The organism is Dyadobacter sp. SRI_021 (assembly GCF_057586235.1).
In genome coordinates this window covers 840,933-853,643 of sequence record NZ_JBYCZM010000001.1, presented here as the reverse complement: position 1 = coordinate 853,643, position 12,711 = coordinate 840,933, and the positions used below count along the sequence as shown (strand labels likewise).

12 protein-coding genes are annotated in these 12,711 nt (G+C 47.7%); 5 read left to right on the top strand and 7 right to left on the bottom strand.

The features are described from left to right. Nucleotides 1-23: 23 nt before the first annotated feature. Genes AC2YIT_RS03510 through AC2YIT_RS03500 form a run of 3 tightly spaced genes read left to right on the top strand, consistent with a single transcriptional unit; the run spans nucleotide 24 to nucleotide 2,985 of the window. The gene (locus AC2YIT_RS03510) at nucleotides 24-818 is read left to right on the top strand and encodes a PASTA domain-containing protein (protein WP_430842394.1); all 795 of its coding nucleotides are present in this window, start codon (nucleotides 24-26) and stop codon (nucleotides 816-818) included. Further along, on the top strand, nucleotides 796-2,658 hold the full coding sequence (locus AC2YIT_RS03505) for a T9SS type A sorting domain-containing protein (protein ID WP_487278239.1): 1,863 nt from the start codon (nucleotides 796-798) through the stop codon (nucleotides 2,656-2,658). Before AC2YIT_RS03510 ends, AC2YIT_RS03505 begins: the two co-directional genes overlap by 23 nt. 27 nt (nucleotides 2,659-2,685) lie before the next feature. Beyond that, nucleotides 2,686-2,985, top strand: a complete 300-nt coding sequence (locus tag AC2YIT_RS03500; protein ID WP_090374863.1) for a rhodanese-like domain-containing protein — start codon at nucleotides 2,686-2,688, stop codon at nucleotides 2,983-2,985. A 39-nt stretch (nucleotides 2,986-3,024) separates the two neighbouring features. Here AC2YIT_RS03500 and miaA read toward each other — a convergent pair whose 3' ends face one another. After that, complete coding sequence (miaA, locus tag AC2YIT_RS03495) at nucleotides 3,025-3,945, bottom strand: tRNA (adenosine(37)-N6)-dimethylallyltransferase MiaA (protein WP_487278238.1); 921 nt, start codon at nucleotides 3,943-3,945, stop codon at nucleotides 3,025-3,027. 44 nt (nucleotides 3,946-3,989) lie between these two features. On the opposite strand from miaA, the gene AC2YIT_RS03490 reads away from it, so the two are divergent. Further along, nucleotides 3,990-4,658 carry a DUF4230 domain-containing protein gene (locus AC2YIT_RS03490; RefSeq protein ID WP_487278237.1) on the top strand — a complete coding sequence of 223 codons (669 nt, stop codon included), beginning with the start codon at nucleotides 3,990-3,992 and terminating at the stop codon, nucleotides 4,656-4,658. Between the two features lie 115 nt (nucleotides 4,659-4,773). Further along, nucleotides 4,774-5,394, top strand: a complete 621-nt coding sequence (locus tag AC2YIT_RS03485; RefSeq protein WP_487278236.1) for a hypothetical protein — start codon at nucleotides 4,774-4,776, stop codon at nucleotides 5,392-5,394. A gap of 218 nt (nucleotides 5,395-5,612) precedes the next feature. Here AC2YIT_RS03485 and porN read toward each other — a convergent pair whose 3' ends face one another. The 6 genes from porN to AC2YIT_RS03455 form a co-directional block, all read right to left on the bottom strand. Next, nucleotides 5,613-6,674 carry a type IX secretion system ring subunit PorN/GldN gene (gene porN, locus AC2YIT_RS03480; RefSeq protein ID WP_487278235.1) on the bottom strand — a complete coding sequence of 354 codons (1,062 nt, stop codon included), beginning with the start codon at nucleotides 6,672-6,674 and terminating at the stop codon, nucleotides 5,613-5,615. A gap of 38 nt (nucleotides 6,675-6,712) precedes the next feature. Then, nucleotides 6,713-8,305 carry a type IX secretion system motor protein PorM/GldM gene (gene porM, locus AC2YIT_RS03475; RefSeq protein WP_430842406.1) on the bottom strand — a complete coding sequence of 531 codons (1,593 nt, stop codon included), beginning with the start codon at nucleotides 8,303-8,305 and terminating at the stop codon, nucleotides 6,713-6,715. Nucleotides 8,306-8,415: 110 nt separating this feature from the next. Then, nucleotides 8,416-9,231: a type IX secretion system motor protein PorL/GldL gene (porL, locus tag AC2YIT_RS03470; RefSeq protein WP_430842408.1), complete on the bottom strand. Its 816-nt coding sequence runs from the start codon at nucleotides 9,229-9,231 to the stop codon at nucleotides 8,416-8,418. Nucleotides 9,232-9,350: 119 nt separating this feature from the next. Next, on the bottom strand, nucleotides 9,351-10,424 hold the full coding sequence (porK, locus tag AC2YIT_RS03465) for a T9SS ring complex lipoprotein PorK/GldK (protein ID WP_106597010.1): 1,074 nt from the start codon (nucleotides 10,422-10,424) through the stop codon (nucleotides 9,351-9,353). A gap of 367 nt (nucleotides 10,425-10,791) precedes the next feature. Next, nucleotides 10,792-11,769, bottom strand: coding sequence for a PorP/SprF family type IX secretion system membrane protein (locus AC2YIT_RS03460; protein ID WP_487278234.1), 978 nt, complete (start codon nucleotides 11,767-11,769; stop codon nucleotides 10,792-10,794). A 139-nt stretch (nucleotides 11,770-11,908) separates the two neighbouring features. Further along, nucleotides 11,909-12,691, bottom strand: coding sequence for a uroporphyrinogen-III synthase (locus tag AC2YIT_RS03455; protein ID WP_223400264.1), 783 nt, complete (start codon nucleotides 12,689-12,691; stop codon nucleotides 11,909-11,911). Between the last annotated feature and the right edge of the window lie 20 nt (nucleotides 12,692-12,711).

The following is a 12,711-nucleotide window of genomic DNA, read 5'->3' as shown; positions in this document are numbered from 1 at the left end:
CCAAAAGCCCATTCAATACATTCATGGCCAAAATAAGTACACAATCCAGAACTGATCTTTTTATACACATCGGAATCATTGTCTCGCTGCTTTTGGTCCTCTTTCTGGGGTTTTTCTTCGTTTACCTCCCTTTTACAACCAATCATGGTGAAGCCATTACCGTGCCGGACCTGAAAAAGAAGAGCGTAGCGGATCTGGACGATTTTCTCGGTGACCGTGACCTGCGCTATGAGGTCGACTGTACTTTTGTGACCAACGTACCGCCATTGACCATCATTTCTCAATATCCATTGCCGGGGTCGAAGGTGAAAGAAGGCCGGAAAATCTATGTAACGGTAGTTTCCCGCACCGCGCCACTGATCAAAATGCCGAAGCTGACGGATATGACACACCGCAGCGCACAGATGTTGCTGAAAAGTGTGGGACTGGAAGAAGGAAATATCTCTTATGTGCCTGATATGGCGCAGAATGCGGTTTTGAGGCAGATGTATAACGGCAAGGAAATCCTGCCGGGTCAGCCGATTGCAAAGGGTTCAAAAATCGACCTGGAATTGGGTGAAGGGCTGGGTACGGCACAGTTTGAAGCACCGTCTGTGATTGGAATGCCATTGGATGAAGCGAAAATAGCGATTGTGGGGGCAGGGTTGAAAGTGGGACAGGTAATGGAAGTGCCAGCCGAGGAAGGTCAGGCGGCCGGCTCGATTGTGCGGCAGAACCCCGATGCGGGCAATAAGGTAAGAATAGGGGACGTAATCGACTTGTGGGTCACGCCGCAGGCGGCTGAATCGACGGATAATGAGAATCAACCGGAGCAGTAGAAAATTCTTCACACACAGGATTTTTATTTGGGTTTGTGTGCTGGCCATGGTGCAGGGCCAGGTTGCGCGCGCGCAATTACGCATCGTGCCGATCGATCAGGCCCGGTACAGCCATGGAGACGATGAGCCGGAGGCGCAGAACCTCCGTACACAGGCTTCATTGAACCTGCCTTTTTTCGATGATTTTTCGACTACTAAAACCTTGGCACCCAATAGCAAATACTGGATGCCGGGTAGCGGGGTTTATATCAATAACACGCTCACCAGCTCGCACCCGTCGGTCAATGTGGCAACATTCGACGGTTTGAATGTCAATGGTATACCTTATAATCTTGTGAACCCGTTAGTTCAAGGGTATACCGACACGCTAACTTCTCAGCCGGTTAATCTCAATGGCAAAGTCGCCGCCGATTCCGTTTACCTCAGTTTTTACTGGGCAGCGAAAGGTCTGGGGGAGCTGCCGGATTCCAGCGACTTTTTGCAGTTGGAATTTTTCAGCAAAGCAGGTGAATGGGTGTCCGTCTGGCGGCAGCTCGGGTATGAGGTGGATACGCTGTTTCACCAGCAATTTGTGGCTATTAAAGATGCGAGCTATCTGCATGATGCGTTCCGGTTCCGGTTCCGCTCTTACGGCCGGAGCTCAGGTCCTTATGACACCTGGCATCTGGATTATGTCTATTTGAATTCAAAACGGTCGGTCAAACAGCCGTACCTTTTCGATGTGGCCATGCGAAAGGCAGTCTCGAATATCCTGAAAAAATACACGGCGATGCCCCTGCGTCAATATCGCATCAACCCGGCGGCAGCAACGGCGGATTCTGTCAAAACCGATATTGTCAATCATTTCAACAACTTCAACGTCCTCACGAGCACCTACACGCTCACGGACGCGCAGCGCGGGACGGAGTTCGTCCGCAATGTGCAGCGCTCGATTGTTGTTGAGTCATTGAAGTCGCAGGTGTTGCGGGCTAAAATAGCCCCCGTTAACCCAGCCGCTCAGATCGACAGCCTGCATTTGATCAGTAAATTCTTTATCGCCACAACCGACACGATTCCCGGGGCGAATCTCAAAACGAATGACACCATCACCGCAAAAGCCGCATTGACGGATTACTTCGCCTACGACGATGGTAGTGCCGAATACGGGGTGCAGGTGAATCAGAAACTCGGACGTGTTGCTGTGCAATATGTGCTTGCCAAGGCAGATACAATCGGCGGGGTACGGATGTCGATGGTTTCATTCAACAAGGATATTTCAGGACAGGGCTTCACGATTCAGATTTATAGCAGCAAAGGCGGCAAGCCGGATCAAGTGATCGCCCAGCGGTCGGTTGCGGTACGCTACCCGGCTGTGCGTGATGGTTTCATCGACTACGCATTCGCGACTCCGGTCGCTGTATCGGATACTTTTTATGTAGGCTGGTTGCAGATCAACGATCAGCCGGTGACGGTAGGTTTCGACCGGAATTCGCTTTTGGGCAGGAATGTAGTGTATTATAATCTGGGAACTGAATGGGCGAAGGAGACATCGCTGAAAGGCTCGATCATGATCCGGCCATACCTGGGCAAAAAGGCGCAGGGAATTATTACAGGCAATGAGCCAGCCGATCAAATCAATGCTATTTTTTATCCCAACCCGGCCAGGGGCGAGGTGAGCTGGGATAGCAAATCGCTCAAAAAGATCGAAATTTACAGCACTGGTGGAAAGCTGGTACATTCTCTGGTGCCTGCGCGCGATCAACAATCAGCACCTGTTAACCATCTGAGTCAGGGTATTTATATCTTTAAGGCTATCGATGGGAAACGTTCTTTCGTACAAAAAATGTTAATCTCTCAATAGACCCAGTCGTCATAAATTTTTGAAAATATGGATATTACCGTTGAAGAATTGAAGGAGCGTCTTGAAAAGGGCGAAGATTTGCACTTTTACGACGTTCGCGAAGAGCACGAATACGAAGAGGATAACCTCGGCGCGATACTGATCCCTCTTGGCGAGTTGCCCGATCACCTGGATGAGCTGGAGCCGTTGAAGGATGAGGAAATCATCATTCACTGCCGTTCGGGTGCTCGTAGCGGTAAAGCGGCACGCTACCTGGAATCGCAGGGTTTCTCTAATGTACGCAACGTACTGGGAGGCATTCTTGCTTACCGCGAGCTGGAAGATTAAGACTTCTTCATTTGACGGAGCATCGGCTCCGTCAAATGCCTATTGCAAACCTGTCTGTTGCCGCACATACTCCAGAATGTGGTCGTATTTGTCGGGGTGAAACCACTCGAAATTCCCCTGATGTCTGAACCACGTAAGCTGTCGTTTGGCATATCTTCGTGAGTTCTGCTTTAAAAGGCGCACCATTTCCTTTTCATCATACTCGCCATCCAGATAGCTGTAAACTTCGCGGTATCCGACAGTTTTGAGCGCGTGGTGTTCACGATATGCGATCACGCTTTTTGCTTCTTCCATTAGTCCCTCTTGCAGCATTACATCCATTCGTTGGTCGATTCTCTGATAGAGTTCAGCCCGGTCGCGGTCCAAAGCGATATTAACAGGTAAAAATGGCCTGTTTCGGGCATTATTTAGTTTAAATTGACTGATAGGCGTGCCGGAGGTATAAAACACCTCCAGTGCGCGAACGACGCGCTGAGGATTGGCTAGCTCTGTGGTAGCGGCGAAATCGGGGTCGATCCGGCGGATTTCCTCTTGCAGCGTGGAAAGCCCGTTATCGTTCAGCTTCTGCATAAGCGATTCCCGTAGCCCCGGGAGAGGGGCGGGCAGGTCGTCGAGGCCTTCCAGTACTGCTTTGACATAAAAGCCCGAGCCGCCTGTCATAACCACTATATCATAATCCCGGAAAAGCACTTCGAGAAGGGCTAATGCATCGCGTTCGAAATCTCCTGCACTGTATGCTTCCGAAATAGAATGAGAATCGACAAAATGGTGCTTCGCCTGCATCAATTCTTCGGGCGTAGGCTTTGCTGTGCCAATACTCAGTTCGCGGAAGAACTGACGCGAGTCGGCGGATATGATTTCAGTACCGAGGTCCCGCGCAAGCCTGATCGCCAGTGCTGTCTTTCCTACCGCTGTGGGTCCCGCTACGGTTACCAGATATTTCTGTGGGCTATTTGGCATTGTGCCGTTTTTATTTGAATTTTAATCGGTACAAAAATAGAGATATGGACTCCACTACACTATTTTTTTTGATCATTACCCTCATTGCCGGTGGCCTGGCCGGAGCTGCACTCAATACCTGGTTGCAGGGCAGGAAGTCGAAGAAATATGTGTCTACACAGGAAGCTTCCGTATTGATCGAACGTATCGAGAAGGTATTTAAAGTAGTAATGGCCGAAGGCTATTTTACGGAGATTTATAATTACCAGAATGACAAAAACATTTGGAATCTCATTAATGATAAAAAGAAAGCCTTGATTATCGCGAAGGCCAAAGTGCTGGTGGGATATGATTTTAGCAAAATGAAATTCCACCGACCCGATGGTGAGCGCAAATTGGTAATTGATTTCTTCCCCGCTCCGGAAATCCTTTCTATTGATACTGATTACAAGTTTTATGACATCGAGCAAGGCTGGCTCAATCGTTTTCACAGCGACGATTATACAGCCATTTTGAATGAAGCCAAGCAAACAATGAACGACAAAGCGATGGAAAGTGACTTGCCTCGCATTGCCGGTAATCAGGTACAACTCATGATCTTTCAGTTGGCCGCCTCTATGAACTGGTCAGTTGAAATGAAACTTCCGGATGGTAATGTGGCAATGTTGCGTGAGTTTACACACTACCGTACACTGGAAGCACAAATTGATTCTTTGGATGCCCGAAAGGAATAGTTAATTTTTTTATATAATTTATGCGTTATACGCCTCTGTCCTCGTCAGAACAGGCTTCGTCTGCGTATTGACTCATACAGTTTTTCAATTAATCACTTTCTAAACTTTAACAGTTATGCTCAAAAAATTATTACTATTCGCCTCTGTGGTGTTAATGATCGCTATGGTAAGTTGCAAGGGGGACGACGGAGCTGTCGGTCCGGCAGGTGCGACGGGACCCCAGGGGCCGGCTGGGCCGGCTGGACCTGCAGGTAAGGATGGAGAAGACGGAGCCGGCAGTTCGGCAATAATCCTTTCAACGGGTCAGGTCGATACAGACAGTACGGGCGGGTTTATAATAGGTCAGGACAACCTTACTGCGGAAGAAGATTCGGCTTTGAGCAAATCTGTTGTATTGGTCTACCTGAAATCTCAAAATGTTTACTGGCCGATGCCTGGCCTCGTCCTTTTCGCTGGCAACAAGTATAGCTCGTATACCTTTGTGCATGCTGTTCAGAATAAGACATTTTTTGTTGAGTTGTTGCCTACCAACTGGAGTGAAGATCAGGACGAGGCTCCTAAAAGAACTTTCCAAGATATTCGCATCGTTGTCGTTCCTGGCGAAGTTGTAAATGTAGGAGGACGTTTAAATGCTGAAACACTGAAAGATTACAACAAAACAATCGCAGCACTCGGGTTGACGGATACACAAGTGAGAATGGCAACCAAATTGAAATTGAACCTGAAAAGAAAATAATCAATTCAGCAGGTTAACGAGAAATCTATCAATTAATAAGAAAGGTCAGTTGGAACGGATAATCCCGTTATAGCTGACCTTTTTTATTGCCATGAAAAGCTTTTGAAAGGTGAACGGCATAAGCGAGATGAAAGCGCATGAGCTGTCGTGCGGCGATATAGCACAAACAAAAAGAGCTTCCAAGTGGAAGCTCTTTCGTATTTTGATATCTGTTATTCTTAGTATTCCCAAAGGCCGTGTTCCAGTTCCATCAGTTCCTGCTCGTAGTTCAGGGATTTGATCAGGGCCTCTTTTTCTCCATTGTAGATGTCGAGGAATGCCTTATCGTTGGCGTTAGAGAACTTGGTAATCCGTCCATAGAACAAACGAAGGTCGAAGGCATCTGCCAGGTTCTTGTTTTGGGCGGTATTGTGGGTATTATACCAGATATATTTCTTAGGATCGCTTCTGAAAAGTCTTTCAACGTCTTTCCAACGGAAAGAGGCTACCGGCAATTCAAGTCCTGTTGCAGTCTGGTCAGCAGGGAGAACGATCGTCAGCGTCTGGATGTCGGTATACAGGCGTGAACGTTTCTTGTCGAAAATCCAGTCTTCCTTCACTTCCAGAATGCTCAACTGATCGGGGAAATATTCTTCTTCTGTTGCAGCAATTTGCTGAGTTTCGAAAGAAGTGGTATCCGGCTTTGGAGCTTCCACTTTTGGTTCTTCCTTGGCAACCTCAGTTTTAGCACCTTTTTTGGATGACTTTTTCTTAGGAGGCCCCCAACCGTCGTCTACCGGCTCAGCTTCTTTTTTTGTATCCTTTTTGGCACCCCAGCCATCGTCGGCGTTAGCGGCTTGTTTGCTAGGGTCTGTTTTGGCTTTCGTATCCCAACCGTCTGCTTTGGCGGGTTCTCCGAAACCTGCCGCGATTTCCTCGGCAGAAAGACCGGCAGTCTGGTTAGGGATTAAAACACGTTTGTGAAGTTCGTCACCCGTGATTTTAGTTGCGCAGGAGTCGTTTGTATAAGCATCGATCAACCCTGCTTTCGCCGCATCCAACAAGTAGCGTGTGATCTCATTGTTTTTAGAGAACATGGAAATGTTCTGCTTTTCTTTCAAATCGACCCGTCTCCAGAGCGTTCTTTTCATCATCACGTCGCCATCGGCGATGGGGCGCGACGAGAACTGATTCGCAGTCGAATCCTCTTTCTCCTGCGCAAATGCGGCAGTACTTGCAAGAGACAGCGACAGCAAAGACCATGCAATCGTTTTTCCGTTCATTCTTCTCATATCATACATAAAGTTGTATTGTCCAATCAACGACTAAATGCGGTGGATTAGTATAGCGGTACAGTACGAGTTTGGTTACCCATTTCTACCTCGCTCACAGCACCTTTAAAATTCTGACGCTCTACTTTCAGGATCGAGATCACATAACGGTCGCCAGGCTGCGCTTGCGATGCCAAAGAGGAGATTGAGCCGCCTCCGCCATTCAATGTTACGCCATTGATTCTTCTTGCACCACGGGCCAGGGAGATTTCAACTTGCGACACACGGAATTTGGCGTCCTCTGGCGAGAAGTTTTTGAAGCTCTCGTCGGGAACCGCTATTACCTGAATGCTTCTGGTACCGGAAGCAGGGGCGCCACGACGTTCGTCAAATGCGGCACCGTTTACACGTATTTCCAAAGAAGGCTTGGGAACACGGTTCACGCGGAAAGGCTCAGAGCCTAACACGTTACCAGCATTGCTTACCGTAATATTCAGGCTTGCTTTGTTAGGAACAATTGTGAATTTACCTTTTTGACCGCTAGGAATGATTTCTCCACCATCCGTCGAAAAGTTGGGTGCCCAAAGTGGCCCGAGTGCAGGGCTTTGGATGCTCAGCTTGTTGGCACAGCCCAAATACAATGGAGGCAGTGTTCCTGTTTCGATCTGGTAGGAAGGCTTCACTACGAAGTATTCCTGAGTCATTGTATAAGTAGTGTCTTTGCCGGATGGGGTAGGGATCGTGATCTGTCCGCGAAGCTCTCTTTTAGCAAGACCTTCCGCATTGTATCCACCACCTTGTGCTGTAAATTCGATGATACCCACACCGTTTTCAACTTTAACAGGCGATCCATTCAAGCTCATACGCGGGGTGATACCGGAAGCGGAAGCCGCGATGAACATTTGTCCTTTGAATTTGGTACCCGCTACGACGGTTTTCGCGTCGGCACTTACCATTGCCAGTATGCGGTCGAATTTGATATCCGCAGCACCTACTTTGCTGGCCAGGTAATTCAACACCTCGCCTTCCATACGGCGGATGTCGGTTTGCTTTTGGCTCAACACGGCCAACGCAGCAGCAACGGGGGTAGATTCGAAGTTAAGCTCTGCAAAGTCTTTGTTGCGCTGGTCTTTGTTGTTTTTTGCAAGATCGTCTTCACGACCATCCTGGGCCAGATTTTTAAATTTGTTGGGAGAAAATTTGTTAAGCTCTGCAGTGAAGGCGTTCAATTTTTGCTTCAATGCATACGCCTTACCATTCTTGCGAACGCCGATCATCAATTCGGCCACTTTGGTTTCTTCCTGTGGATTTTTGATCGCTCCTTCTTCGTTATAACCGGAGCCTGCATCTTTGATAATCTCATCTTTCAATGCGTTCAGTTCGTTCGACATATCCGAAGATAGCTTGCGCACCTGTTCGGCCTCTTTGATGACCGCTAGGTCCGCAGCGCGGTTTCCGGATTTCTCGACGGCGGCCTTGATCTTCAATACTGTTTCTTGATTGATTTTACCTGCCGCATCAGAGGATAGTTTCAACGAATTGTTCAGAAGGAGGAATTTTTCGATGATAGCTGAACTTACCTGCAATGCGAGCATTGCCGTAAGAACCAGATACATCATTCCAATCATCTTTTGACGGGGTGTTTCTTTTCCACCTGCCATATTGTTGTGTAATCAGTTTCAGTGATCAAATTATTTAACTAACAACAATGACTCTGTAACCCGGACGGGGAGTCCCAAAGGGAAATCACAGAGTCATCGCCTGGGCGCTGTTACGCATTGCCACCTCGCATTGCGGTCAGCATATTGCCGTAAATGCCATTCAATGAAGAGATATTGTTGGTTAGTCTCGCCATTTCGCTCTTGAACACTTGCGACTCCTTCGTGGCGTCAGCCATGTTCTCCATAGCGGCTGTCAGGTTACCATAGAAAGCGTTCATCGCTTTCAGGTGTTTGGTAGTGTCTTGCAATTCCAGCTCGTATACGGCGTTCAACGCACCCATGTTCTTAGTGATTTGCTGGAATTGATCGCGGTATGACTGCGCGTCTTTAGTGGCATCGGCCATCGAAGACATCGCGTTGATCGCTACGCCGTAAGACTTGTTCATATCACTGATTGCGGTTGAGGCAGTCTTCACATTTTTCGCGTAGTCATTTGTAGCAACTGTCGCGTCGGTAAGGTCGGTGATTTTGCTTACTGTTTCAGACAAGTTTCTAAAACCTTTGCCGAGGCTGTCGAAAATCTCGGGGGAGATTTTCGCATTGTCCAGCATATTATCCAGTTTGGCGGTGATGTTACTGCTCGGGGCTGAGCTTCTTGAAATGGCTGGGCCTGAATAATCGTCGGCGAGTTCGGGATACACACGGGTCCAATCCGGCTCTTTATCAACCGATTGGGTAAGCGTTTGCAATGCATAAAGCAAGAAGATCAGAACCTCGGTTCCAAGACCTGCCGTTAGCATCGGGCCACCTCCGTCCCAGTGCTGGATTTTGAACAAAGCTCCTAAAATTACGACGGCAGCACCCGCACTGTATATTGTTGGTACTAGTTTATCCCAAAAAAAATTAGGTCCGCTACTCTTAGCCATGTGAATTGAAATCGGTTACAGTGAAAAAATTATAGTAAGTAAAGTGTTGGATTGATTCGGTCTGATCGTAAAAAAGAAGCAGAGTAAAAACGCTGCTTCTTTTAAATTGAAAGTGTTTTTTAGCGACGACGGGCACGGGCTCCTCCGCGGTCGTTTACATTATCCATTACACAACGGAAGCCGATGAATGCACGGGTTTCTGTTTCAAACTCGTAGGTACGGGTACCGGTCTGCAGGTAGTAAGCGATATCTTTCCAGGAACCTCCTTTTACCACTTTGCGTGGCTCGTTAGGGTCGTTGTATTGTGGGTTCATATCCCATACAATCGCTGTCGCATTGTCTGTGTAGGCATCTGAAGTCCATTCCGCTACGTTTCCAGCCATATTGTACAACCCGAAGTCGTTAGGGTTATAAGCGTTTGCAGGGCCGGTGTAAGGATATCCGTCGGCATCGTAGTTACCACGCTGAGGCTTGAAGTTTGCCAGGAAGCAGCCTTTTGCATTCATGGTGTACGGGTTACCCCAGGGATATTTCGCCACGGCACGTCCACCTCTTGCAGCCCATTCCCATTCGGCCTCTGTCGGCAGACGGAAACCCGTTGAGTTGAACTGGCCCTCCTTGTTTTGGAAATCGTGAAGCAGGTTGGTGCGCCATTTCGAGAAGTAAGTTGCAGCAATCCAGCTTACGCCTACCACAGGGTAGGTATCAAAACCAGGGTGCTGATAATAGTATTCTACGAATGGATCTCCGTTCGAATAAGCAAAGTCTTTTTTCCAAACGGTTGTATCAGGGTAGTACTTGGCCATGATTTCCTCCTCACCGAGTACGGATACGGAGTCAACCAGCAACGCGTTCACGAACTGACGATACTCGTTGTTGGTGATTTCAGTGTCATCCATGAAAAATGAACTGATAGTCACCCGGCGGTTCATGTTGTTCATGGAGGAAGCGATGTCTTCGTCAGCCTGGCCCATCACAAAAGAACCCGAGGGGATCACGACCATCCCGGCTGGTGTTGTCTGCTTGAATCCCTTGCGGGCCGTAGCAGTGATTTCACCGTTTTGAATACCGCTTTCTTCTTTTCCTCCCTTGCCAAACTTGCTCTTAAGAAAACCGCAGCTTTGCAAGAGCATTAATGCGGCTACCAGAAGCAGGCTTTTGACTCCATCCCGATAGAACACTTTCACATTCATAGTGGTTTTGTAAATTTTGATAATAAAATGCTAGCCTAAAAACGTCAACGAATGATATCTAGTATACTTGAATTAAAACAAAATGTGCACATCTGTCAGAATAAGAGCTGCTGGATTTCGGTGCCGAAATCTTCACGGATCGACTACTAAATCAGGTGTTTATCGACTTAACGTAAGAATAATGCAATTGGTATGGAAGCCGAACATTTTACAAATATAAATCAAAGTTTCGCAAACTGATTCACACGAGTTACCAAGAGGTTTGCAAAAAGCGTTGATTTGACATCCAAATCTTGGATTTTTAATAATTTGATGATAAAATATTACTATATCCGATGGTATATCCGATGGCGTTTAGGCGAATTCATTAAAAACGGAACCGCGGCGTACGGATAGGCGCCTTTTTGCCAAATTTAGGCGAAGGCAGGGCGTACGAAAGCATTACCTCGAAAGAAGAAGGTGACTTTGTTTTATTACCGCCGACCACCATATCATACGCGCCGGAGAGTCGCAGAGATTGATCAGCGAGCAGGTAAATACCGCCCATGATGATGAAGTACGTGTCCTGTTGTCGGTAAGTACCGCCTATCCAGTAACGTTTATTGTACGTCAGTGTAGCTCCACCTTCCACCGAAACGGTGTTAATGTCCGATTTGACGAGTACGATCGGCTGGATATCCAGTAGGTAGCCGAGTTCGAGATTTACACCTGCATTGAAATACAATGTACGCGGAAGTGGGTTCGTACCTGTTTCGGAGCCCAGTTGGTATTTAGGTTTCAGAAAATGGTTCAGCGAGAGACCTGCGTAGAATGTCTCGTTCTCATAACGTGCGCCCACGGAGAAGTCGGGGTTGATTTCGGCGATGGTACCGGTCTGGATCAAAGGGTCATCCGGATCGCGGGCGCGGAGCTTGCCGTAGTCAATGGCCTGGCGGAATAAGCCCGCACTGACGCCTACTCCTAATTTGCCACTACCTAGCGGTATATGGTATGCAGCAGTAAGCTTGAAATCCTGATCTGTCCTGGGGCCGCTTTTGTCGTTCAATGCATAAAAGCCGATGCCGAAGTTTTTGAATGGCATGCTGAACGAAAACAGTTGTGTTGAAAGGGCGCCTCCCGGATCATCAATGTTAGTCCCCTGATAACCTGCATATTGTGTCCGGTGCGTGAGTTGGAACTTGGTCAGTCCGTCGGCGCCTGCCGCAGCCGGGTTCAGGTAAAGCTGGTTCAGCGAGAACAAACTGAACTGCGCGTCTTTTTGGGCAATGGCACAGAGCGGTAGGAAAAGCAATAACGCAAAGGGCCGGATATATCTGGTACTTCGAAGAGTAAAGGTCAAAGTCATGCCGCAGGAATAGATTTAAGGATCACGCTGATATGCTTTCGGATTTAGATTGATAACGCATATTGCTTAAAAAAATTGACATATACATGAAAAAGCCCCGGATTTTTTCCGGGGCTTTTCGTACTTTTTGTAAAGCTTTTTATACGTTGTTCGCTTTGCGGATGTACAGGTCGAGCGCGCCTGTCATCGAAGGTGCATTCGGGAGCGGAGCCTGGATGTCCAGGAAAAGCCCGGCGTCTTCTACTGCCTTCGCAGTGGTAGGGCCGAATGCCGCAATGCGGGTGTTGTTCTGCTTGAAGTCCGGGAAGTTGTCAAATAGTGACTTGATCCCCGACGGGCTGAAAAATGCGATAATATCGTAGTATACGTCTTCCAGATCGGAGAGATCGGACGAAACCGTCTGGTACATCGTCGCTTCCGTGAAGTGGAATTCCTCGGTATCCGCGAATTCAGGAATGTCGTTCTTTCTGACGTCTGAGCAAGGATAGAGGAACTTCTCCTTTTTGTGTTTGCGCATGAGTTCGATCAACTCAGCAGCGGTTTTGGTGCCTGTAAATATTTTTCTCTTGCGGATTACGATGTATTTCTGAAGGTAATTGGCAGTTTGCTCTGAAATACAGAAATATTTCATCGTAGCTGGTACTTCAATCCGGCCTTCGTTGCAAATACGGAAGAAATGGTCGATGGCGTTACGGCTTGTGAAAATGACGGCCGTATGGTCCAGGATGTTAACTTTTTGCTTGCGAAAGTCTTTGTAGGAAACTCCGTCGACCTGAATGAAAGGCCGGAAGTCCACCTTGATATTATACTTTCTGGCTAACTCGTAATAAGGTGAATTCTCGTCTGCTGGTCGGGATTGACTTACCAAAAGACTGGTTACTTTTTTAAGCCTGTCCTGATCAAAATTGATGGTATCACTCATGTATAATCCTCATTAGTTTA

Coding starts and splice junctions, on each gene's coding strand:
- AC2YIT_RS03500 (WP_090374863.1), top strand. CDS start 2,686: ATGGATATTACCGTTGAAGAATTGAAGGAGCGTCTTGAAAAGGGCGAA.
- AC2YIT_RS03505 (WP_487278239.1), top strand. CDS start 796: ATGAGAATCAACCGGAGCAGTAGAAAATTCTTCACACACAGGATTTTT.
- porK (WP_106597010.1), bottom strand. CDS start 10,424: ATGAATGTGAAAGTGTTCTATCGGGATGGAGTCAAAAGCCTGCTTCTG.
- porN (WP_487278235.1), bottom strand. CDS start 6,674: ATGTATGATATGAGAAGAATGAACGGAAAAACGATTGCATGGTCTTTG.
- AC2YIT_RS03485 (WP_487278236.1), top strand. CDS start 4,774: ATGCTCAAAAAATTATTACTATTCGCCTCTGTGGTGTTAATGATCGCT.
- porM (WP_430842406.1), bottom strand. CDS start 8,305: ATGGCAGGTGGAAAAGAAACACCCCGTCAAAAGATGATTGGAATGATG.
- AC2YIT_RS03510 (WP_430842394.1), top strand. CDS start 24: ATGGCCAAAATAAGTACACAATCCAGAACTGATCTTTTTATACACATC.
- porL (WP_430842408.1), bottom strand. CDS start 9,231: ATGGCTAAGAGTAGCGGACCTAATTTTTTTTGGGATAAACTAGTACCA.
- AC2YIT_RS03455 (WP_223400264.1), bottom strand. CDS start 12,691: ATGAGTGATACCATCAATTTTGATCAGGACAGGCTTAAAAAAGTAACC.
- AC2YIT_RS03460 (WP_487278234.1), bottom strand. CDS start 11,769: ATGACTTTGACCTTTACTCTTCGAAGTACCAGATATATCCGGCCCTTT.
- AC2YIT_RS03490 (WP_487278237.1), top strand. CDS start 3,990: ATGGACTCCACTACACTATTTTTTTTGATCATTACCCTCATTGCCGGT.
- miaA (WP_487278238.1), bottom strand. CDS start 3,945: ATGCCAAATAGCCCACAGAAATATCTGGTAACCGTAGCGGGACCCACA.